Source organism: Caldimonas thermodepolymerans, from assembly GCF_015476235.1.
In the GTDB taxonomy this organism is placed as follows: domain Bacteria; phylum Pseudomonadota; class Gammaproteobacteria; order Burkholderiales; family Burkholderiaceae_C; genus Caldimonas; species Caldimonas thermodepolymerans.
This window is the reverse complement of sequence record NZ_CP064338.1, coordinates 216,414-235,999: the sequence shown is the minus strand read 5'-3', so window position 1 is coordinate 235,999 and position 19,586 is coordinate 216,414. Positions and strand designations below refer to the sequence as shown.

22 protein-coding genes are annotated in these 19,586 nt (G+C 71.8%); 6 read left to right on the top strand and 16 right to left on the bottom strand.

Annotated features, from left to right (window positions below):
• The 13 genes from IS481_RS01165 to IS481_RS01105 all read right to left on the bottom strand — a co-directional run bounded on the left by IS481_RS01165 (window position 1) and on the right by IS481_RS01105 (window position 10,433).
• Window positions 1–396 carry a hydrogenase maturation nickel metallochaperone HypA/HybF gene (locus IS481_RS01165; RefSeq protein ID WP_104357447.1) on the bottom strand — a complete coding sequence of 132 codons (396 nt, stop codon included), beginning with the start codon at window positions 394–396 and terminating at the stop codon, window positions 1–3.
• Complete coding sequence (locus tag IS481_RS01160) at window positions 389–1,084, bottom strand: hypothetical protein (protein WP_194963326.1); 696 nt, start codon at window positions 1,082–1,084, stop codon at window positions 389–391. The genes IS481_RS01165 and IS481_RS01160 overlap by 8 nt, the downstream gene beginning before the upstream one ends.
• 420 nt (window positions 1,085–1,504) lie before the next feature.
• Window positions 1,505–2,002: a [NiFe]-hydrogenase assembly chaperone HybE gene (gene hybE / locus IS481_RS01155; RefSeq protein WP_104357445.1), complete on the bottom strand. Its 498-nt coding sequence runs from the start codon at window positions 2,000–2,002 to the stop codon at window positions 1,505–1,507.
• On the bottom strand, window positions 1,999–2,226 hold the full coding sequence (locus tag IS481_RS01150) for a rubredoxin (protein ID WP_104357444.1): 228 nt from the start codon (window positions 2,224–2,226) through the stop codon (window positions 1,999–2,001). Before IS481_RS01150 ends, hybE begins: the two co-directional genes overlap by 4 nt.
• Window positions 2,226–3,113 (bottom strand): hydrogenase expression/formation protein, encoded by an 888-nt coding sequence (locus tag IS481_RS01145; RefSeq protein WP_104357443.1) that lies wholly within the window; start codon window positions 3,111–3,113, stop codon window positions 2,226–2,228. Before IS481_RS01145 ends, IS481_RS01150 begins: the two co-directional genes overlap by 1 nt.
• A gap of 24 nt (window positions 3,114–3,137) precedes the next feature.
• Entirely contained in the window at window positions 3,138–3,623 is a 486-nt protein-coding gene (locus IS481_RS01140) for a thioredoxin domain-containing protein (protein WP_198425443.1), read from the bottom strand.
• Window positions 3,624–3,625: 2 nt separating this feature from the next.
• Window positions 3,626–3,970, bottom strand: coding sequence for a HypC/HybG/HupF family hydrogenase formation chaperone (locus IS481_RS01135; protein ID WP_104357441.1), 345 nt, complete (start codon window positions 3,968–3,970; stop codon window positions 3,626–3,628).
• 1 nt (window position 3,971) lies between these two features.
• Window positions 3,972–4,652 (bottom strand): HyaD/HybD family hydrogenase maturation endopeptidase, encoded by a 681-nt coding sequence (locus tag IS481_RS01130; protein WP_104357490.1) that lies wholly within the window; start codon window positions 4,650–4,652, stop codon window positions 3,972–3,974.
• Window positions 4,653–4,682: 30 nt separating this feature from the next.
• Window positions 4,683–5,009, bottom strand: coding sequence for a HigA family addiction module antitoxin (locus IS481_RS01125; protein ID WP_104357491.1), 327 nt, complete (start codon window positions 5,007–5,009; stop codon window positions 4,683–4,685).
• A 15-nt stretch (window positions 5,010–5,024) separates the two neighbouring features.
• The gene (cybH, locus tag IS481_RS01120; RefSeq protein ID WP_104357440.1) at window positions 5,025–5,747 is read right to left on the bottom strand and encodes a Ni/Fe-hydrogenase, b-type cytochrome subunit; all 723 of its coding nucleotides are present in this window, start codon (window positions 5,745–5,747) and stop codon (window positions 5,025–5,027) included.
• A 13-nt stretch (window positions 5,748–5,760) separates the two neighbouring features.
• Window positions 5,761–7,617 carry a nickel-dependent hydrogenase large subunit gene (locus tag IS481_RS01115; RefSeq protein WP_104357439.1) on the bottom strand — a complete coding sequence of 619 codons (1,857 nt, stop codon included), beginning with the start codon at window positions 7,615–7,617 and terminating at the stop codon, window positions 5,761–5,763.
• Between the two features lie 63 nt (window positions 7,618–7,680).
• Window positions 7,681–8,769, bottom strand: coding sequence for a hydrogenase small subunit (locus tag IS481_RS01110; RefSeq protein WP_104357438.1), 1,089 nt, complete (start codon window positions 8,767–8,769; stop codon window positions 7,681–7,683).
• 284 nt (window positions 8,770–9,053) lie between these two features.
• Window positions 9,054–10,433: a chloride channel protein gene (locus tag IS481_RS01105; RefSeq protein ID WP_104357437.1), complete on the bottom strand. Its 1,380-nt coding sequence runs from the start codon at window positions 10,431–10,433 to the stop codon at window positions 9,054–9,056.
• Between the two features lie 192 nt (window positions 10,434–10,625).
• On the opposite strand from IS481_RS01105, the gene ssb reads away from it, so the two are divergent.
• The 3 genes from ssb (at window position 10,626) to IS481_RS01090 (ending at window position 13,073) form a co-directional block, all read left to right on the top strand.
• A complete protein-coding gene (gene ssb / locus IS481_RS01100) occupies window positions 10,626–11,126 on the top strand; it encodes a single-stranded DNA-binding protein (protein WP_104357436.1) in 501 nt (166 codons plus the stop codon).
• Between the two features lie 213 nt (window positions 11,127–11,339).
• Entirely contained in the window at window positions 11,340–12,329 is a 990-nt protein-coding gene (locus IS481_RS01095) for a glucokinase (protein ID WP_104357489.1), read from the top strand.
• Between the two features lie 87 nt (window positions 12,330–12,416).
• The gene (locus IS481_RS01090; RefSeq protein ID WP_232529407.1) at window positions 12,417–13,073 is read left to right on the top strand and encodes a CAP domain-containing protein; all 657 of its coding nucleotides are present in this window, start codon (window positions 12,417–12,419) and stop codon (window positions 13,071–13,073) included.
• A 54-nt stretch (window positions 13,074–13,127) separates the two neighbouring features.
• Here the strand turns inward: IS481_RS01090 and IS481_RS01085 are convergent, their stop codons facing one another.
• The 3 genes from IS481_RS01085 to IS481_RS01075 form a co-directional block, all read right to left on the bottom strand.
• A complete protein-coding gene (locus tag IS481_RS01085; RefSeq protein ID WP_104357434.1) occupies window positions 13,128–14,414 on the bottom strand; it encodes an O-acetylhomoserine aminocarboxypropyltransferase/cysteine synthase family protein in 1,287 nt (428 codons plus the stop codon).
• Between the two features lie 102 nt (window positions 14,415–14,516).
• Window positions 14,517–15,614, bottom strand: a complete 1,098-nt coding sequence (mnmA, locus tag IS481_RS01080) for a tRNA 2-thiouridine(34) synthase MnmA (protein ID WP_104357433.1) — start codon at window positions 15,612–15,614, stop codon at window positions 14,517–14,519.
• Window positions 15,611–16,105 carry an NUDIX hydrolase gene (locus IS481_RS01075; RefSeq protein ID WP_104357432.1) on the bottom strand — a complete coding sequence of 165 codons (495 nt, stop codon included), beginning with the start codon at window positions 16,103–16,105 and terminating at the stop codon, window positions 15,611–15,613. Before IS481_RS01075 ends, mnmA begins: the two co-directional genes overlap by 4 nt.
• Window positions 16,106–16,394: 289 nt before the next feature.
• On the opposite strand from IS481_RS01075, the gene speE reads away from it, so the two are divergent.
• The 3 genes from speE to panD all read left to right on the top strand — a co-directional run bounded on the left by speE (window position 16,395) and on the right by panD (window position 19,585).
• On the top strand, window positions 16,395–17,591 hold the full coding sequence (speE, locus tag IS481_RS01070; RefSeq protein ID WP_232529405.1) for a polyamine aminopropyltransferase: 1,197 nt from the start codon (window positions 16,395–16,397) through the stop codon (window positions 17,589–17,591).
• Between the two features lie 519 nt (window positions 17,592–18,110).
• Window positions 18,111–19,226: a Re/Si-specific NAD(P)(+) transhydrogenase subunit alpha gene (locus IS481_RS01065; RefSeq protein ID WP_104357430.1), complete on the top strand. Its 1,116-nt coding sequence runs from the start codon at window positions 18,111–18,113 to the stop codon at window positions 19,224–19,226.
• On the top strand, window positions 19,223–19,585 hold the full coding sequence (panD, locus tag IS481_RS01060) for an aspartate 1-decarboxylase (protein ID WP_104357429.1): 363 nt from the start codon (window positions 19,223–19,225) through the stop codon (window positions 19,583–19,585). The genes IS481_RS01065 and panD overlap by 4 nt, the downstream gene beginning before the upstream one ends.
• Window position 19,586 lies beyond the last annotated feature (1 nt).

Here is a 19,586-nt window from a genome sequence, read left to right as displayed (position 1 = left end):
TCACTCCTCGGCAAGGGGAGCCGCCGGCGCGCCGGCCGGCTCGGATGACGGAAGGTCCTCGACGTACATCTCCACCACGCGCAGCTCGGTGCCGGAGGTCGGCTGCAGGCGGGCGCTGCCGCAGGCGGGACAGTCGTCGAGGCGGGACCGGATCGGCACCGTGCGGCTGCAGCCCAGGCACCAGGCCTGGCCCGGCACCTCGCGCAGCTCGACCGCGGCTTGTTCGAGGCAGGTGCCCGAGGCGATCGACTCCAGCGCGAAGCGCAGCGCACGCACGTCCACCGCACTGAGCGCGCCCGCCTCGACGACGAGCCGCCGCACCCGCACCGCGCCTTCGCGGGCCACCGCGTCCTCGGCGATGCGCAGGATGCCGCCGGCCAGGCTCAGTTCATGCATGGTGGATCTCGTCGTGGATGGTGTCGCGTCGCGCAGGACCCGTGCGGGCGGCCACCTCGAACGCCACGCAGGGGTCGAAGGCGGTCGCCAGCGCGCCGGCCAGCCGCGCGATGCCGGCCTCGTCGCCGCGCAGCCGGGCCAGCGCCCGCGCGACGCCCCCTTCGGGGTGGAAGTTCCATTCGGTGGGGGCGACGACATGGTAGCCCGCCACCCGTTGCGCGGCGTCGAGCCGGACCGCGTGCAGCAGCACGCCGCGCGCCATCTCGACCGCCGCCACCGCGGCCTGCCCGCCCAGCGGCTCGGCCCAGGCGCGCAGCAGGTCCTCGCCGGCGGCCAGCCGCGCGACCTCCTCGACGCCGGCCGCGAGCCGCGCGACGACGCTCGCAGGGCGCGGGCGGCCGCTGGCGCGCTGCAGGCGCGGCGCAGCGCCGGTCTGCGCGCAGCGGCCGTCGGGCAGCACCGGGCGGACCATGAAGCCCGGCTCGTCGAGCAGGCGCGCGCCCAGGCCCGCGAGCGCACCGGGCAGCCCGAGCACGTCCTCGACGGCCGGCATCGCCGGCACCTCGGGCAGCGGCAGGCGCGCGGCCTCGCGCAGCAGCCACGCCGGCTCCTGGGGGGCGTCGGCGATCCAGGCGTCGAGCCAGCCGGGCTCGGCCTGCAGGCGACCCAGCCAGGCCTCGGGCGCCATGCCGAGCGCGTGCGCGGCGACCCAGGCCGCGGCCCGGGCCGCATGCCCGCTGTCGCCCTGCCACAGCTCGCGCAGCGCGGCCAGCGCCTGCGGTCGCGGCGGCTGCCCGGCCAGCGGCTGCGGCCAGTCCAGCCAGAGGCGGCGCAGGTGCTCGCGCAGCGTCTGCGCCTGCCAGCTGCCGGCGCTGGGCTGCGCTCGCGTCGACGCGCGCCTGGCCGGCGGCGGCTTCCAGCGCCAGCCGCGCGGCGAGTTCGTGCGCGCCGCCGCACAGCGCGTACAGGCGGGGCATCAGCGCCGGCACCTGGGCCGCGTCCAGGCCCACGCACACGCGCGCCAGCGCCAGCGCGCGGCCGTTGACGATGCCGTGCGGCGGCTCGCGACCGGGCCGCAGCCGCAGGGTGCCGTCGAGGCGGGGCGCGGTCATGCCGCCGCTCCCGGGCGCGCGCCGCCGAACAGGAAGCGCCGCCGCGCGGGCTGCTCGGGCACGGCGGCCTCGCGCGCCTGCAGCAGCCGCATCACTTCGCCGGCCACGGCGCGCGCCGCGGCCATGTCCTCGAACTCGAACATCGGCGAGAACAGCGAACAGGCCTCGAACCGCCCCATGCCGTCTTCCTGCGCGCCGATGAAACCGTAGTCCGCCTCGCCCAGGCGGTGCGTGCGCTCGCGGCCGGGTGCGGCGACGCAGGCCGGGTCGTCCGGCCGCCAGACCAGGTTCATGCACCAGGGCGTGACCAGCACGCCCAGCCAGCCGGCCTCGCCACCGTCCAGCGTGCGGTGGTGGAAGCCCACCGCCTCGACGCCGAGCCCCGGGTGGCACATCGGCAGCCCGGCCATGCGCGTGCGCGCGATGCGGCCGTAAGCCTGCACCAGCAGGCCCGACGGATCGGCAGCGGGAGCGGCGTGCGCGCTGCGGCTCATTCCAGCACCATGAACTGGTCGGCGTCGCCGTCGCACTGCGGGCAGCGCCAGTGCGGCGGCAGCTCCGCGAACGGGGTGCCGGGCGGGATCTGCCACACCGGGTCGCCCTCGGCCGGGTCATAGACCCACCAGCAGATCTTGCATTCGAGGCGCGCGTCGCGCGACAGCCTGCTGCGGTCGCCCAGGTAGCTGCCCTCGAAGCGGGGTTGGTCGGCGCAGGCCATCACGGTGCTCCGGTCAGCCAGGCCAGCACCTCGTCGAGGCGCTCGGCCGAGTCCTGCAGGTCCTCGGGCGCGGCGCGCACCGCGTCGGGCATCGCGGTGACCTCGATGGTGTCGAGGATCACCGCGTCCTGCGAGTTGTAGTAGACCACCCGCCAGCAGTGCGGCACGCGCGTGCTGGTGACGCGGCAGTTGCCGTAGCCGCGCGACAGCACCACCACGCGCCCCTGCCCCAGGCGTTCGCCGAGGAAGGCCAGGTCCTCGGGCGACAGCGGCAGCAGCGTCAGGTTGACCACGTGCGTGGGCCGCTGCGGGGTCCAGCGCGCCACCTGGTCGGACAGCTCGGTGAGGATCGACGGCGCGTTCATCACGCCCGGCGGCAGGGCCTCGGGCAGGGCCAGGGCACGCACGTCGGTCGCGTCCAGCCGCGCCTGCTCGCCGACCAGCGAGGGCACCGCGGCGACCTCGATGCGGTCCTCGACCGGCTCGCCGTCCCGGAACACCGCGATGCGCCACACGCCGGTGAACACCGACTCCTGGATGCGCACCTCGCGCCCGTCGCCGGTGTCGATGCGCGCGCTGACCTCGCCTTCGCCGAGCACCTGGTTCAGCAGCTGGCGGTCGGCCGGGCCGAGGTGGTCGAGCGACACCGGCGCGGGCGTGCCGCCCTCGAGCACCTGGTGCAGCGCGCGCTGCACCGCATGCAGGGCCTCGTGGGCGGCCGACAGGCCGGCGACCTCCTCGCGCTCGGGCAGCACCGGCGGCCGGTAGGTGGACATGCCCTTGGGCATCTCGAGGTATTGCAGCGCTTCTTCCTCCACCTGCGAGCCAGGGCCGATGGCGCGCACCGGCAGGGGGAAGGGCTTGTACCGGGGGTCGTTGAAATCCATGGTGCAGATCCGGTGGGCAGGGAATCAATGACAGCCGCCGTCGCTCGCGGCCGCGCGCACGGGAATGCCGATGCTGGGCGCGCGCGTGACCGGCGCGGCCAGCACGCGCTGCACCTCGGCGAGGAAGACGTCCCAGTCGAGCATGCCGCCGACCGTGCCGAGATAGCCGCCGTCGCGCAGGAACACCAGCGCCGGCCGGCGCGACGCGCCGTAGCGCCGGTCCACCGCCATCTCGGCCTGCGGCTCGACCACGCCGGTGCGCCAGCCCGGCCCGCCGGCGGCGCGCACGGCCTTGAGCAGCTCGGGCAGCACCACCGCCACGTCCAGGCATTCGGGGAAGCGCACCGGGTCGCCCCACAGGAAGATCACCGCCACGCCGGGCTCGGCGAGGAAGGCATCGAGCGTGGCGTCGTTCACCCAGGCGCCCCCGGGCGCGCTCGCCAGGCGCTCGATCAGCGGCGGGATTGCCAGGGCGGCGGCAGGAGGGGTCAGGCTTTGGGTCGCGGTCATGGTCATGGGTCCCGGGGCTCGCGGGTGGCAGGGGCGGCGGCGCGGGCGCCGCCGGTCAGCTGTTGCAGCAGGTCGGCGCTCATCGCCGAGGGCAGGGCGAAGGCCGCGGGCGCCTGCGCGTCGCCGCCGGCCAGGGCCTGGTCGACCAGGTCCAGCGTGGCCTCGATCTCGGCGGCGCGCGTGGCGTCCAGCCGCTCCACCGCCGAGTCGAGGAACACCAGCACCCAGTCGCCGGGCGCGACCTCGCCGACCAGCGCGGTGCGCACCTGCTGCTCGCCCTTGCGGCCGGTGCAGCGTGCCAGCCCGTCCGCGGCCTCGATCACCTGCATGGGAATGCCGATGCACATCTCAGGCCCCCTCCTGCAGGCCGCGCGGCAGGAAACGCTCGTCGCCGATGCGGCAGGCCTCGGCCTCGCTCGGGCGGCCGGCCTCGTAGCGCTCCAGCGCCAGGTGCGGCGGCGTGACGGCTTCCTCGGGCGCCAGCGGCGTGGTGCGCGGGCGCGGCGGGCAGCCCCAGGCGGCCAGCTCGGCGCAGGCCAGCGCCAGCGCCGGCTCCAGCGCGGCGCGCACCGCCGGGCGCAGGCTGCCGCCGTAGTCGTCCAGCGTCTCGGGCTGGCAGCCCACCAGCAGCACGCGCTGCGGGTAGCGCCCCGCCAGGCGCGCCAGCGCCAGCACCTCCTGGAAGCCGGTCTGGTGCAGGCTCATCTTCTTGGCGCCCAGGTACTGCGGCACCTCGTCGTCACGCGCGGTCATCAGCGTGCCGGGCGCGAGCCCGTAGTCCACCGCGTCGAAGATCAGCAGGTGCGTGGCGGAACTCACCTGGTCGATCAGGTACAGCCCCTGGGTGCCGCCGTCGACGATGCGCACCGGGCCGTCGAACTCGTAGCGCTGCTGCAGCAGCTCGGCGCAGCGCACGCCGAAGCCTTCGTCGGCCCACAGCAGGTTGCCGATGCCGAGCACCGTGACGGCCCGGCTGTCACCGCTATCGTGACAGGTGGCGGCGGGCGAGGGCAGGGGATCGTGGGTCATGGACATGGCGTGGACGTGAGGAAAGCCCCGTCAGCGTGCGGCGGCACGCAGCCGCTTCCACGCGGCGAAGCCGTCGTGGTCGGCCTGGAGGGCGAGCCAGAAGCGGGTGTCGGCGCCGAAGTGCAGCGCGCAGCGCACCGCGGTGTCGGGCGAGATGGCACGACGGCCCTGCACCACCTCGTGCAGGCGCCGCCGCGAGATGCCCAGCCGCCGCGCCGCCTCGGACTGGCTGATGCCCAGCGGCGTCAGGAAGACCTTCTGCAGGAAGCGCCCCGGGTGCACCGGCGTGCGCAGCGGCACGCCGCGCAGCACGCACAGCGGGACGGCAGGCAGGGACGTCGCCGGCGGACGGGCCATGGTGCGCAACCCGGGTCAGTCCTTGAAGGTGCGGTGCCCCGAGACCATCGTGCTGATGATGCTCTGGCGGCCCATGATGTCCTCGCGCACCGCGGCGTAGATGTGCAGCACGACGAAGGTGATCATCACCCACATGCCCAGGCGGTGCAGGTTGTGCACGTCCAGCGACTGGCCGAACAGCGGGATCACCCAGCCGAACAGCGTGTCGGCCCAGGAGCCCGCGCCCAGCCCCTCGCCGTACAGCGCGAAGCCGGTGAACACCATGAACACCGAGCCCAGCAGGAAGACGAGGAACATCATCAGCCGCGCCAGCGGGTTGTGGCCCACGTAGCGGCCCGGGCGCCTGGCGAGGAAGGCGTACCAGCGCAGCATGCGCCCGAGCTCGACCCAGTAGCTGCGGCTCAGCAGCGGCACCGTGAACAGCTCGCGCGCGTGGTGGTTGCCCACCACCGCCCAGTAGGCGCGCACCACCAGGCCGATCGCGAACACGTAGCCGGCGGTGAAGTGCGCGAAGCGGATGTAGCCCATCAGGTAGTTGGCGCTGGCCTCGCCGGGCATGGTCGGCAGCGGCTGGCCGATGAAGTAGCCGGTCAGGCACAGCACCGTGATGGCCAGCGCGTTGATCCAGTGCCACAGGCGCACCGGCGCCTCGTACACGTAGACCGACTTGATGCTCTGGCCCTGCTCGACCTCGCGTTGCTCGTCGGCCGGGGTCGGGACGACATGGCTGGCGCTCATCGCTGGGCTCCTTTCAGCGGACGGTGACGCAGGCCAGTTCCTGGCCGTCGGGGCTCATCACGTGCGTCGCACAGGCCAGGCACGGGTCGAACGAGTGCAGCGTGCGCAGGATCTCGACCGGCTGCTCGGGGTTGACCATCGGGGTGTTCATCAGGCTGGCCTCGAAGGCGCCGATCTGGCCCTTGTGGTCGCGCGGGCTGCCGTTCCAGGTGGTGGGCACCACGCACTGGTAGTTCTCGATCTTGCCGTCGCGGATCTTGATCCAGTGGCCCAGCATGCCGCGCGGCGCGGCCACCGTGCCCACGCCCTTGGCCTCCTTCGGCCAGGTGGACGGGTCCCACTTCTCGACGTTGGCGGTCGCCGTGTCGCCGTTGCGGATGTTGTCGACCAGCTCGTGCCAGTCGTCGCGCAGCATCTCGGCGCAGTACTGGCTCTCCAGCGCGCGCGCCAGCGTGCGGCCGATGGTGGTGGGCAGCAGCTGCTTGGCGCCGTACTGGGTCTCGGGCAGGCCCAGCGCGCGCGGCACGTCGCGGTTGATCATGCGCGCCGAGTACTCGACCTGTTCCTTGACGCGCTGGCAGTACCGGTGGCCCTTGAGCGCATGCGCGTAGGACAGGATGTAGCGCGACAGCGGGCCGACCTCGACCGCGTGGCCGCGCCAGCGCGGCGCCTTGATCCACGAGTACTTGGCGCCCTCGTCGATCTGCTCGATGTGCGTGCGGCTGCCGCGGGTCTTCGGCCCGGGCTCGTAGTGCGGCTCGGTGACGCCGTCCCAGGGGTGCAGCCCCTTGGTCTCGTCGGCGTACTTGTACCAGGAGTGCGCGACGAACTCCTGCACCTGCTCGGGGTCGCGCGGGTCGATCGGGTGGATCTCGTCCCAGTTGCCGTCGAGGATCACGCCGCCGGGCAGCTGCTGCGTGGACTCGTCGTAGGCCACCTTCTCGTAGGTGCCGTAGTCGGCCACGTTCAGCGCCGCCAGCCCGCCGCCGTACAGCCAGCCGGCCTGCTTGTAGATCGTGCCGATGGCCAGCACGTCCGGGATGTAGACGTTGTTGTTGAACTCCAGGATCTCGTCGATGCGGGCCTTGACGAAGTTCAGGCGCTCCATCGTGATGGGCGCGCCCACGGCGCCGTCGCCGTCGAGGTTGATCGCGCAGGGCACGCCACCGACCAGGTAGTTCGGGTGCGGGTTCTTGCCGCCGAAGATGGTGTGGATCTTGACCCACTCCTTCTGCAGGTCCAGCGCCTCCAGGTAGTGGGCCACGGCCATCAGGTTGGCCTCGGGCGGCAGCACGTAGGCCTTGCTGCCCCAGTAGCCGTTCATGAACGGGCCCAGCTGGCCGCTTTCGACGAACTTCTTCAGGCGGTTCTGGATGTCGCGGAAGTAGCCCGGCGAGGACAGCGGGTGCGCCGGCGAGACGAGGTGCTGCAGCTCGGAGGTCTGCTTCGGGTCGGCCTTCAGCGCCGAGACCACGTCGACCCAGTCCAGCGCGTGCAGGTGGTAGAAGTGCACCGCGTGGTCGTGCACCTGCAGCGTCTTGGCCATCATCTCGCGGATGAGGTGCGCGTTCTTCGGGATGCGGATGCCCAGCGCGTCCTCCACCGCGCGCACCGAGGTCAGCGCGTGGCAGCCGGTGCACACCCCGCAGATGCGCTCGACGAAGGCCCACGCGTCGCGCGGGTCGCGCCCGCGCAGGATCACCTCCAGGCCGCGCCACATCGTGCCGGTGGACACGGCGTTGCGGATCACGTTGTTGCTGTCGACGTTGACCTCGCAGCGCAGGTGACCCTCGATGCGGGTCACCGGGTCGACCACGACGCGGCGGCCGCTGTCGTCAAGCTTGAAGCCTTGGGTTTCGTAGGAAGCCATGGTTCGGGGAAAGTGCTCTGTTCGTTCGTCCGTGGAAGGGGGGCGGGCCAGGCCCGCGCCGCGTCAGCGCGAGGTCTCGGCCTGGCGCTGCTCCTGCCGCTTGTCCGCCGCGCGCTTGAGCGCGCTGACCGCCGCGTGCGCCGCCACCGCCGCGCCGGCCACGCCGGCCACCGTGCCGCCGATGCGGTCGGCGCTGGCCTCGATGCCGAACTGGTGGATGTTGGTCAGGCGGTCGTAGAACGAACCCTTGTCCCAGAAGCCGTCTTCCGAGCAGCCGATGCAGCCGTGGCCGGCCTGGATCGGGAAGCTCGTGCCCTCGTTCCACCGCACGGTGGAGCAGGCGTTGTAGGTGGTCGGCCCCTTGCAGCCGACCTTGTACAGGCAGTAGCCCTTGCGCGCGGACTCGTCGTCCCAGCTCTCGACGAACTGGCCGGCGTCGAAGTGCGGGCGCCGGTAGCACTTGTCGTGGATGCGCTGCGAATAGAACATCTTCGGCCGGCCCTGGCGGTCCAGCTCGGGGATGCGGTCGAAGGTCAGCATGTAGGTGATCACGCCCGTCATCACCTCGGCGATCGGCGGGCAGCCCGGCACCTTGATGATAGGCTTGTCGGTGATGACCTTGTGCACCGGCACGGCCTGCGTGGGGTTGGGCTTGGCCGCCTGCACGCAGCCCCACGAGGCACACGAGCCCCAGGAGATGATCGCCTTGCAGTCCTTGGCGACGCGCTTCAGCTGCTCGATGAAGGGCCGGCCGCCGACGATGCAGCTCATGCCGTCCTGGTTCAGCGGCGGGTTGCCCTCCACCGCCAGGATGTAGTTGCCCTTGTACTTGGTCATGACCTCGTCGAGGATGGCCTCGGCCTGGTGGCCGGCGGCGGCCATCAGGGTGTCGTCATAGTCGAGCGAGATCATCGACAGCACCACGTCCTTGACGAGCGGATGCGCCGAACGGATGAAGGACTCGGAGCAGCAGGTGCACTCCAGGCCGTGCAGCCACAGCACCGGGGTGCGCGGCTTGTTTTCCATCGCGTGCGCGATCTGGGGAACGAAGGCGGGACCGAGTCCCAGCGACGTGGCCGTCAGCGAGCAGTACTTGAGAAAGCTGCGACGCGAGATGCCCTGGCGACGCATCACCTCGTAGAAGGTTTCCACCGTGGGTCTCCTGTCAGTCGTGTTGTGTGTTTGTTTATTTGTGTAAGGGGCGCCGCCTCCAGCGCAAGAAGCGAGCCAGCTGCGCGCATCGCTGTACGCGCATCGCAAGTGCTTGATTTCAGGCCGGTTACGGCGCGGGGGGCGTGCGGCCCCCTCGGGAGAACCCGAGGAGATGCGCCGGCATCGGACTTGGCAGTCCGTGCATCGAAGCGATCAACCGGTTGCCAGCGCGCACGGCACCGCCGCAGGCACCGACCGGAACGAGGGGAAGGAGGAAGCGCCGCTCAGGCCTTGTCGGCCGGCGCCGGTTGCTGCGCCGCAGCAGCGTCGGCTGCCGCCGGCGGCGAGCCGGCCGGGCGCAGCCGCAGCGCCTGCAGCTCGGCCATGCCGTCGTAGAGCGAGCGGCTCAGCAGGCGCGCCACCAGGCTGGACAGCAGCGAGACCGCCATCAGGCTCAGCACCATCGCGTGGCCGTCGACCATCTCCATCACGATGATGAAGGCGGTGATCGGCGCCTGCGTGACCGCTGCAAGGAAGCCGGCCATGCCCATCGCGATCAGCGCCGCCGCGGCCGGGTGGCCGCTCCAGGCCGCGACGTCGTGGCCCACGCCCGCGCCCAGCGCGAGCGCCGGCGCGAACACGCCGCCGGACACGCCCGTCCAGCTGGAGATCCAGGTCGCCAGGAACTTGAGCAGCACGTACAGCGGCGGCACGTCCGCCTCGCCGGCCAGCATGCGCCGCGTGGTCTCGTCGCCGCCGCCGAAGGTGCTGCCGCCGCCCGCCAGCCCGATCAGCGCCACCGCCAGGCCGCAGCCCGCGGCGAAGCGCAGCGGGTAGCGGCGGCGCCAGGCGGTGAAGCGGTCCGGCAGGCCGGCGGCGCTGGCCACCATCAGGCGCGCCAGCAGCCCGCCCAGCAGCCCGCAGCCGATCACCACCAGCAGGCCCGGCCCCAGCAGGCCCCAGTCCAGTCCGGGCACGTGGATCACGCCGAAGTAGGTGACGTTGCCGAACACCGACACGCCCATCAGGCCGGCCAGCACGATGGCCGAGAGGATCAGGCCGCTGTTGCGCGCATCCAGGCTGCGCGAGAGCTGCTCGACCGCGAACACCACCCCGGCCAGCGGCGCGTTGAACGCCGCCGCGATCCCGGCCGCACCGCCGGCCACCAGCAGCCCGTGGTCGTCCACCCCGGCGCGCGGCGACAGCCAGCGCCGCGCCTGCAGCATCACGCCGGCGGCCACCTGCACCGACGGGCCCTCGCGCCCGACCGACAGCCCGGCGAGCAGGCTGCCGGCGGTCAGCACGACCTTGGCGCAGCTCAGGCGAAACGAGACGAACAGCCCGCGCTGCGCCACCGGCGTGGACGGCTCCAGGGCCACCATCACCTGCGGGATGCCCGAGCCGGCCGCGCCGGGGAAGAAGCGCTGCGTCAGCCACACCAGCCCGACCACCCAGGCCGGCGTCCAGACCAGCGCCAGCCAGGGCTGCCAGCCGTACACCGCCTGGAACCGGTGCTGCGCCCATTCGGCCAGCAGCGTGAAGCCGACCACGAACAGCCCGGCGACCGCGGCCAGGGCCAGCACGACCGCCCGGTCGATCCAGGCGCGCGCATCGGCCAGCTCGCGGCGCAGGTTGCTGAGGAGGTCGGGTTCGGCGGGTTTCATCGCAGGGGCCCGTGCATTATCGGGAAGCACTGCGCCCGTTCCTACACGAAGCGTGCCAGCGGGGCTGCCGCGGTCGACCCACCCGGATCAGGGGCGGGGGTCGGAGCCCCCTCGCCATGCGGCACAATCCGGCTCAATGGACGTCCGCCGCGCCGCGGGCGCATTTCGTAGATCTCAGCAAGGAGCGGGGCCATGGCCTCTGTCAACAAAGTCATCCTGATCGGCAACCTCGGCCGCGACCCCGAGGTCCGCTACACGCCCAGCGGCTCGGCGGTGTGCAACCTGTCGCTGGCCACCACGCGCAACTGGAAGAGCCGCGACACCGGGGAACGGCAGGAAGAGACCGAATGGCACCGGGTGGTGCTGTATGACCGCCTGGCCGAAATCGCCGGCGAATACCTGCGCAAGGGCCGCTCGGTCTACATCGAGGGCCGCCTGAAGACCCGCAAGTGGCAAGGCCAGGACGGCAAGGACAACTACACCACCGAGATCATCGCCGAGCAGATGCAGTTGCTGGGCGGCCGCGAAGGCGGCAGCAGTGGTGGCGGCGACGAAGGCGGCGGCTACAGCCGCGAGCCGTACGAGGGGGGTGGCGGCGGCGGCCGTTCCGCCCCGGCGCCGCGCGCGGCCAGCAAGCCCGCGCCCAAGACGTCGACCGGGTTCGACGACATGGACGACGACATCCCGTTCTGACCGGCCCGTCATTCGCTGCACCAGCCCGGCCCTCCGCGGAGCGCCGGGCTTTTTCTTGGGGCCTGCGCGCAGCACGGCCCGGGCGCACGACCCGCGCCGGCAGCTGCCCGGCGTGCAGGTTGATGCCGGCCTGTACCCGGCATCGGGCATGATATGCGCTTCGCCCCTGCAGGGCCCGCGACGGAGGAGGGGCCCGCGCTGCATGCCATCACCATGAACACGCACACCTATCCCCGTCTGGTCGGCGACATCGGAGGGACCAACGCCCGCTTCGCCTGGGTGGCGCAGCCGGGCGAGGCGCCGGCGGACATGGCCGTCTACCCGGTGCGCTCGCTGCCCACACTGGCCGACGCGATCCGGCGCTACCTGGCCGACCAGGGCAAGCCGCCGCCGCGCTGGTGCGCGATCGGCATCGCCAACCCGATCACCGGCGACCAGGTGCGGATGACCAACCACGACTGGTCGTTCTCGATCTCGGCGCTGCGGCGCGAGCTGGGCCTGGAACGCCTGCTGCTGGTCAACGACTTCACCGCGCTGGCGCTGTCGCTGCCGGCCCTGGCCGGCGAGGACCTGCGCCAGGTCGGCCCCGGCGCGCCGGCGCCCGATGCCGCGCTGGCCGTGATCGGCCCCGGCACGGGCCTGGGCGTCTCCGGCCTGCTGCCGGCCCCCTCGGGGCGGGAATGGGTGCCCCTCAACGGCGAGGGTGGCCACGTCACCCTGCCAGCGCAGGACGCGCGCGAGGCCGCGGTGGTCGCCCGGCTGCACGAGCGCTTCGGCCACGCCTCGGCCGAGCGCGCCGTCTCCGGCCAGGGGCTGGAGAACCTCTACCAGGTGCTGTGCCAGCTCGACGGCGTGCCACCCCGCGCGCTGGATGCACCGGCCATCGCCGACGATGCCAAGGCCGGGCGCGACCCGCAATGCATGGAGGCGCTGGCGCTGTTCTGCGCCTTCCTCGGCAGCGTGGCCGGCAACCTGGCGCTGACGCTGGGCGCGCGCGGTGGCGTCTACATCGGCGGCGGCATCGTCCCGCGCCTGGGCGAGGCCTTCGACCGCTCGGCCTTCCGCGTGCGCTTCGAGAGCAAGGGGCGCTTCACCGGCTACCTGCGCGCCATCCCGACCTACGTCGTGCAGGCCCGGGCGCCGGCGCTGCTGGGTGCGGCCCGCGCGCTGGACGTGCTGCCCGACCCGCCGTTCGTGCGCTGACCACCCCGTCTTACAAACCGATACGCGCCCCGCGCCAGCCGCGGCATGCTCGCGGCCGGACCAGAACGAACGACGAGGGTCAGCACCATGCAACGATCGAAGCGCCGGTCGCCCTGGGTGGCGATGCTGCTGGCGGCCGCCCTGGCCGCATGCGGCGGCGGTGGCAGCCCGGATGACGACGCGGCCGCACCGGGCAGCGGGACCGGCGCGGCCACGGACCACCGGGGTGGCAGCGACGGCCGCACCGACGGGAACGGCGGCGACGATGCTTCAGGCGACGCCCCCGGCACGCCGCCCGACGTGGACCTCGGCTGCGGGCTGCCGGACTTCCAGGCCGAGGCACTGCGCCTGATCAACCAGCACCGCGCCGCCGGCGCCAGCTGCGGCAGCGCGGGCAGCTTCGCGCCGGCCGCGCCGGTGGCCTGGGACGCGCGCCTCGCGCAGGCGGCCTACGCGCACTCGCGCGACATGGCCGAGGGGGACTTCTTCTCGCACACCGGCAGCGACGGCAGCAGCCTGGGGCAGCGCGTCACGGCAGCGGGCTACCGCTGGTCGGGGGTGGCCGAGAACATCGCGGCGGGCTACCCGACGGTGGCGGCGGTGGTGGCCGGCTGGATGACGAGCCCCGGCCACTGCGCCAACCTGATGCGCCCGGACCACCGCCACGTCGGGCTGGCCTGCGCGGCCCGCGACGGCAGCACCTACCGGACCTACTGGACGCTGGACCTGGCCACGCCGCGCTGAGGCGGCGTGCCGGGCAACGGCCCGGCCGGGCGGCCGGGCCGCGCACACGCGGCCTCAGGCCGCGGCAATCGCTTGGGCCAGGTCGGCGCGCAGGTCGTCGATGTGCTCGATGCCGATCGACAGGCGCACCGTGTCTTCCGACACGCCGGCCTTGGCCAGCTCCTCGGCCGACAGCTGGCGGTGCGTGGTCGAGGCCGGGTGCGTGGCCAGCGAGCGCACGTCGCCGATGTTGACCAGGCGGGTGAAGAGCTTGAGCGCGTCGAGGAAGCGCGCGCCGGCCTCGCGGCCGCCGGCCAGGCCGAAGGTCAGGATGCCGGAGGCGCGGCCCCCCATGTACTTCTGCGCCAGCGCGTGCTGCGGGTGTTCGGGCAGGCCGGCGTAGCTGACCCACTTGACCTTGTCCTGCTGCTTGAGGAACTGCGCGATGGCCAGCGCGTTGTCGCAGATGCGGTCCATGCGCAGCGCCAGCGTCTCCAGCCCTTGCAGCACCAGCCAGGCGTTGAACGGCGAGATCGCCGCGCCCATGTTGCGCAGCGGCACGACGCGCGCGCGGCCGATGTAGGCGGCCGGGCCCAGCGCCTCGGTATAGACCACGCCGTGGTAGCTGACGTCGGGCTCGTTCAGGCGGCGGAAGCGCGCCTTGTGCTGCGCCCACGGGAACTTGCCGCTGTCGACGATGATGCCGCCGATGCTGTTGCCGTGGCCGCCGATGTACTTGGTCAGCGCGTGCACGACGATGTCCGCGCCGTGCTCGATCGGGCGCAGCAGGTAGGGGCTGGGCACGGTGTTGTCGACGATCAGCGGCACGCCATGGTCATGCGCGACCTGGGCCAGCGCGGCGATGTCGGTGACGTTGCCCAGCGGGTTGCCGATCGACTCGCAGAACACCGCCTTGGTCTTCTCGTCGATCAGCTTCGCGAAGCCCTGCGGATCGCTCGGGTCGGCAAAGCGCACCTCGATGCCCTGCTGCGGGAAGGTGTGGGCGAACAGGTTGTAGGTGCCGCCGTACAGGGTGCTGGACGAGACGACGTTGTCGCCGGTCTCGGCGATGGTCTGGATCGCCGCGGTGATCGCCGCCATGCCCGAGGCCATGGCCAGCGCCGCGACGCCGCCTTCGAGTGCGGCCACGCGCTTTTCCAGGATGTCCTGGGTCGGGTTCATGATGCGCGTGTAGATGTTGCCCTGCACCTTCAGGTCGAACAGGTCGGCCCCGTGCTGCGCGCTGTCGAACGCGTAGGCCACCGTCTGGTACAGCGGCGGCACCACGGCGCGCGTGACCGGATCGGGCGCGTACCCCGCGTGCACGGACAACGTTTCGAACTTCCAGTTCTCCTGGCTCATGGCTTCAGCTCCTTGCTTGTAGTTGATTCGGGGTTCGCCGGATGCGCATCATGCCCGACCCGGCGCGCGGCCCGCGCCGGCGGCGTCGGGGACGGGGCGGATTCATGCGCTGGCGTCGATCACGCCGCCGCCCAGGCAGACCTCGCCGTCGTACAGCACCGCGGACTGCCCCGGCGTGACCGCCCACTGCGCCTCGGGAAAGCGCAGCGAGAAGCGGCCTTCGCCGTCGTTCTCGAGCGTGCAGGCCGCATCCTGCTGGCGGTAGCGGGTCTTGGCGGCATAGGCACCGGCAGGCGGCGGCTCGCCCGCGATCCAGCTCGCGTCGCTGGCGCGCAGGACGTGCGACAGCAGCCAGGGATGGTCGTGCCCCTGCACCACGTACAGCGTGTTGCGTTCCAGGTCCTTGCGCGCGACGAACCACGGCGCATGCTCGCCGCCGCCGCGCGGGGCGCCCTTGTCCTTCAGGCCGCCGATGCCCAGCCCCTTGCGCTGGCCGAGCGTGTAGAAGCTCAGGCCCACGTGCTCGCCGATGGTGCGGCCGCGGTCGTCCTTGATCGGGCCGGGCTGGTTGGCCAGGTAGCGGTTCAGGAACTCGCGGAACGGCCGCTCGCCGATGAAGCAGATGCCGGTGGAGTCCTTCTTCTTCGCGTTGGGCAGGCCGATCTCCTCGGCGATGCGGCGCACCTCGGTCTTGTGCAGCTCGCCCACCGGAAACAGCGTCCTGGCCAGCTGCGCCTGGTTGAGCCGGTGCAGGAAGTAGCTCTGGTCCTTGCCCGGGTCCAGCCCCTTGAGCAGCTGGAAGCGTCCGCCGACCTCGCGCACGCGGGCGTAGTGGCCGGTGGCGATCTTCTCGGCGCCCAGCCGCATCGCATGGTCCAGGAAGGCCTTGAACTTGATCTCCGCGTTGCACAGCACGTCCGGGTTGGGCGTGCGGCCGGCCTGGTACTCGCGCAGGAACTCGGCGAACACGCGGTCCTTGTACTCGGCCGCGAAGTTGACGTGCTCGATCTCGATGCCGATCACGTCGGCCACCGAGGCGGCGTCCAGCCAGTCCTGGCGCGAGGAGCAGTACTCGCTGTCGTCGTCATCCTCCCAGTTCTTCATGAAGATGCCGACCACCTCGTAGCCCTGCTGCTTGAGCAGCCAGGCGGACACGGCGGAATCGACCCCGCCGCTCAGGCCCACGACGACCCGGGTCATGGCGCCTTGATCTCCGGAGCGAACACGGTGTCGTGCGTCATCACCGCATCCAGCGGGAAGCTGCGCCCGGCCAGGTGGTCCTCGATGCAGCGCAGCACCAGCGGGCTGCGGTGGCGGTCGACGCTGGCGCGGATCTCCTCGGGCGTCATCCACAGCGTGCGCACGATGCCGTCGTCCAGCACCCAGCCCGGGGCGGGGTCGCTGGCGGTGCCGGCGTAGGCGATGCGCAGGTAGGTGACGTCCTCGTGGGTGGCCGGCCGATGGAAGCGCGACAGGTAGACGCCGAGCAGGTGCGTCGGCGTGAACACGCAGCCGGTTTCCTCCAGCGCCTCGCGCACGGCCCCCTGCTGCGGCGACTCGCCCGGCTCCAGGTGGCCGGCCGGGTTGTTCAGCCGCAGGCCCTCCGAGGTGTGTTCCTCGATCAACAGGTAGCGCCCGTCGCGCTCGATGATGGCCGCCACGGTGACGCTGATCTTGCTCCGTTCATCCATGGCGGGCAGTGTATCGCCCGCGTTGCCGCCCCGTCGGCCGTGCGGGCAGCGGCGGCCGGGCGCAGCTCGCCCCGCCGGAGGGGGCGTCCACTGCAAACCTTGTACCTAACTTGTTAAAATTTTGCCTTTTTTGGTGCCCACACGAGGCACCGCCACCTTTCCAGGATCCCGCGTCGGCGTGCGCCGTCACGTCCGCAGTTCGGGGCGAGGAAACCAAGGACAAGGGGGTCTTATGCAGGGTTTGCACCTCACCGCTGATCTGTACGGGTGTCAGTGCGAGTCGGCGCTGATGACTGATGCAACCACGCTGGCCGAGCTGTGCCGGCGCGCCGTGCAAGCGTCAGGACTGACGCTGGTTGACGAGAAATACCACACGTTTCCGGAGTGGCAGGGACAGCCGGGCGGCGTCACCGGCGCCGTGCTGCTGGCCGAATCGCACCTGGCCGTGCACACCTGGCCGGAACGCGCCGGCGTGACGCTGGACGTTTACGTCTGCAATTTCTCCACCGACAACTCGTCGAAGGCCGAGCACCTGCTCAACGACCTGATGGCGACGTTCGCACCGCAGCAGTGCATCACCAACCGCATCCTGCGTGGCTCGAAGGATCCGGAAACCCGCTCCGACGAGCTGCTGCTGGAATGGCTCAACGACCACGGCGCCTACGGCTTCAAGGCCACGCAGCGCCTGGAGACGCTGCGCACGCGCTACCAGCAGCTGGAAGTGTTCGAGACGCCCCAGTGGGGCCGGCTGCTGCGCCTGGACGGCCGCTACATGACCTCCGAGCGCGACGAGTTCTTCTACCACGAGCCCATGGTGCACGTGGCCGCGATCGCGATCGAGCAGCCGCGCTCGGTGCTGGTGATCGGCGGTGGCGACGGCGGCTCGGCCGAGGAGCTGTTCAAGCACCCGTCCATCGAGCGCGTCGTGCTGGCCGAACTGGACGCCGACGTGGTCGAGATGTCGCGCAAGTACCTGGGCAGCATCCACAGGGGCTCGCTCGACGACCCGCGCCTGCAGGTACGCATCGGTGACGGCGCCGCCTACGTGGCCGAGCAGGCCGGGCGTGCCGACGGCGAGCGCTTCGACCTGGTGGTGCTCGACCTGACCGACCCGGACACCCCGGCGCACCAACTCTACACCCGCGAGTTCTTCGCGCAGGTCAAGCAGCTGCTGACGCCGCAGGGCGCGGTCACGCTGCACATCAGCTCGCCGATCTTCACGCCCGAGCGCGTGCGCCAGCTGACCACCTCGCTGCGCAGCGTGTTCTCGATCGTGCGGCCCTACGGTGCCTACGTGCCGCTGTACGGCACCTACTGGGGCATGGCCTGCGCGTCGGACACCGTCGATCCGGTCCAGCTGCCGCCGGCCGAGGTGGAGCGCCGCCTCGCCGAACGCGGCGTCCGCGACCTCAAGTACTACAACGGCGACGTGCACCAGGCGCTGTTCGCGCTGCCGAACTACTACCGCGACCTGGTGCAGGGCTGACCGGCCCGGCGCCGCCTTCCCCGCGGCCCGCACCGCGCCAGGCCCACGGGCCGTGGGCTGCGCGGGCCGCTGTCACCGGGCGCGGCACAGGGCCCGGGACGCGGCGACCGCCGCAGGACGCACGCTGTTGGTGCGCGTTCGCGCCGCTTCGAGTATCCTTGCCGCGCCTTCCGCACACTGGATACCCCGCCGCATGCGGCTCGACCCGTTTCCTTTCCCGACGACAGCCACGGGCACCTCGCCCGTCCTGCCGACCTGCCTGCCCTGCAACGCCAGGGCCACGGGTCGTGCCGGTCGTCCGCCCCGTGCGTGCAGGCCAGAGCCCGGTGCGTGAGACGCGGCGCGGGTCACCCTCCCCCTGCCCGACCCGCATCCACAGACGCAAACGCGACAACGCCGGGCTGATCGGTCGTCAATAATTGACCCACCTCTCCCTGTCAGCCAGGCGGCGCTGACCCAGGCTTTGCCTGATCCCCCATCAGGCGAGCCCCACCCATAACGACGCTTTGGAGGCATTACATGCTCATCGGCATCCCGAGGGAGTCACTCGACGGGGAAACCCGCGTGGCTGTCACGCCGGAGACGGCAAAGAAACTCAAGGCCCAGGGCCACACCGTGCGCGTGGAGTCCGGCGCCGGCGTGGCCGCGTCCGCGCCGGATGAAGCCTACGTGGCCGCCGGCGCGGAAATCACCGACCGCGCCGGCGCCTTCGGCTGCGACCTGGTGCTGAAGGTGCGCGCGCCGCAGCCCGACGAGGTCGGGCTGATGAAGCCGGGCACCGTGCTGGTGGGCATGCTCAACCCCTTCGACGCCGAAGGCCTGCAGCGGCTGGCCGCCGCCGGCATCACCGGCTTCGCGCTGGAAGCCGCCCCGCGCATCACGCGCGCGCAGAGCATGGACGTGCTGTCCTCGCAGGCCAACATCGCCGGCTACAAGGCGGTGATCATCGCGGCCGACAGGTACCAGCGCTTCTTCCCGATGCTGATGACCGCCGCCGGCACCGTGAAGGCCGCGCGCGTGGTCGTGCTGGGCGTGGGCGTGGCAGGCCTGCAGGCGATCGCCACCGCCAAGCGCCTGGGCGCGGTGATCGAGGCCTCGGACGTGCGGCCCTCGGTGAAGGAACAGGTCGAGTCGCTGGGCGCCAAGTTCATCGACGTGCCGTACGAGACCGACGAGGAACGCGAGGCGGCCGAAGGCGTGGGCGGCTACGCGCGGCCGATGCCGCAGAGCTGGCTGGACCGCCAGAAGGTCGAGGTGGCCAAGCGCGTCGCGCAGGCCGACGTGGTGATCACCACCGCGCTGATCCCGGGCCGTCCGGCCCCGCGCCTGGTCAGCGAGGAGATGGTGCGCAGCATGAAGCCGGGGTCGGTGATCGTCGACCTGGCCGCGGCGCAGGGCGGCAACTGCGAGCTCACCGAGCCGGGTGCCACCGTCGTGAAGCACGGCGTGACCATCGTCGGCGAGACCAACCTGCCGGCGCTGGTGGCCGCCGATGCGAGCAGCCTGTACGCGCGCAACGTGCTGGACTTCCTCAAGCTGATCCTGACCAAGGAAGGTACGCTGAAGATCGACCTCGACGACGAGATCGTCGCGGCTTGCCGCGTCACGCAGGACGGACAGGTGACCCGCAAATGAACCGCATGATGCTGCGCGCGAAGCTGCATCGCGCCACGGTCACCGAAGCCGACCTGCACTACGAAGGCTCCTGCGGCATCGACGAGGACCTGCTCGATGCTGCCGACATGCGCGAGTTCGAACAGATCGAGCTCTACAACATCAACAACGGCGAACGCTTTTCGACCTACATCATCAAGGCCCCCCGGGGCTCGGGCGCGATCTCGCTCAACGGAGCGGCGGCCCGAAAGGCGCAAGTCGGTGACCTGCTGATCATCTGCACCTACGCGCCGATGAGCGAGGACCATGCCCGCGACCACAAGCCGCGCGTGGTGCTGCTCGACGAAGGCAACCGCATCAAGGAAATCCGCAAGCTCTGAG

What these genes read in the sequence shown, in the direction of transcription:
- IS481_RS01165 (WP_104357447.1), bottom strand. Translation starts at nt 396, where the DNA reads ATGCATGAACTGAGCCTGGCCGGCGGCATCCTGCGCATCGCCGAGGAC.
- IS481_RS01160 (WP_194963326.1), bottom strand. Translation starts at nt 1,084, where the DNA reads ATGGCGCCCGAGGCCTGGCTGGGTCGCCTGCAGGCCGAGCCCGGCTGG.
- hybE (WP_104357445.1), bottom strand. Translation starts at nt 2,002, where the DNA reads ATGAGCCGCAGCGCGCACGCCGCTCCCGCTGCCGATCCGTCGGGCCTG.
- IS481_RS01150 (WP_104357444.1), bottom strand. Translation starts at nt 2,226, where the DNA reads ATGGCCTGCGCCGACCAACCCCGCTTCGAGGGCAGCTACCTGGGCGAC.
- IS481_RS01145 (WP_104357443.1), bottom strand. Translation starts at nt 3,113, where the DNA reads ATGGATTTCAACGACCCCCGGTACAAGCCCTTCCCCCTGCCGGTGCGC.
- IS481_RS01140 (WP_198425443.1), bottom strand. Translation starts at nt 3,623, where the DNA reads ATGACCGCGACCCAAAGCCTGACCCCTCCTGCCGCCGCCCTGGCAATC.
- IS481_RS01135 (WP_104357441.1), bottom strand. Translation starts at nt 3,970, where the DNA reads ATGTGCATCGGCATTCCCATGCAGGTGATCGAGGCCGCGGACGGGCTG.
- IS481_RS01130 (WP_104357490.1), bottom strand. Translation starts at nt 4,652, where the DNA reads ATGACCCACGATCCCCTGCCCTCGCCCGCCGCCACCTGTCACGATAGC.
- IS481_RS01125 (WP_104357491.1), bottom strand. Translation starts at nt 5,009, where the DNA reads ATGGCCCGTCCGCCGGCGACGTCCCTGCCTGCCGTCCCGCTGTGCGTG.
- cybH (WP_104357440.1), bottom strand. Translation starts at nt 5,747, where the DNA reads ATGAGCGCCAGCCATGTCGTCCCGACCCCGGCCGACGAGCAACGCGAG.
- IS481_RS01115 (WP_104357439.1), bottom strand. Translation starts at nt 7,617, where the DNA reads ATGGCTTCCTACGAAACCCAAGGCTTCAAGCTTGACGACAGCGGCCGC.
- IS481_RS01105 (WP_104357437.1), bottom strand. Translation starts at nt 10,433, where the DNA reads ATGAAACCCGCCGAACCCGACCTCCTCAGCAACCTGCGCCGCGAGCTG.
- ssb (WP_104357436.1), top strand. Translation starts at nt 10,626, where the DNA reads ATGGCCTCTGTCAACAAAGTCATCCTGATCGGCAACCTCGGCCGCGAC.
- IS481_RS01095 (WP_104357489.1), top strand. Translation starts at nt 11,340, where the DNA reads ATGAACACGCACACCTATCCCCGTCTGGTCGGCGACATCGGAGGGACC.
- IS481_RS01090 (WP_232529407.1), top strand. Translation starts at nt 12,417, where the DNA reads ATGCAACGATCGAAGCGCCGGTCGCCCTGGGTGGCGATGCTGCTGGCG.
- IS481_RS01085 (WP_104357434.1), bottom strand. Translation starts at nt 14,414, where the DNA reads ATGAGCCAGGAGAACTGGAAGTTCGAAACGTTGTCCGTGCACGCGGGG.
- mnmA (WP_104357433.1), bottom strand. Translation starts at nt 15,614, where the DNA reads ATGACCCGGGTCGTCGTGGGCCTGAGCGGCGGGGTCGATTCCGCCGTG.
- IS481_RS01075 (WP_104357432.1), bottom strand. Translation starts at nt 16,105, where the DNA reads ATGGATGAACGGAGCAAGATCAGCGTCACCGTGGCGGCCATCATCGAG.
- speE (WP_232529405.1), top strand. Translation starts at nt 16,395, where the DNA reads ATGACTGATGCAACCACGCTGGCCGAGCTGTGCCGGCGCGCCGTGCAA.
- IS481_RS01065 (WP_104357430.1), top strand. Translation starts at nt 18,111, where the DNA reads ATGCTCATCGGCATCCCGAGGGAGTCACTCGACGGGGAAACCCGCGTG.
- panD (WP_104357429.1), top strand. Translation starts at nt 19,223, where the DNA reads ATGAACCGCATGATGCTGCGCGCGAAGCTGCATCGCGCCACGGTCACC.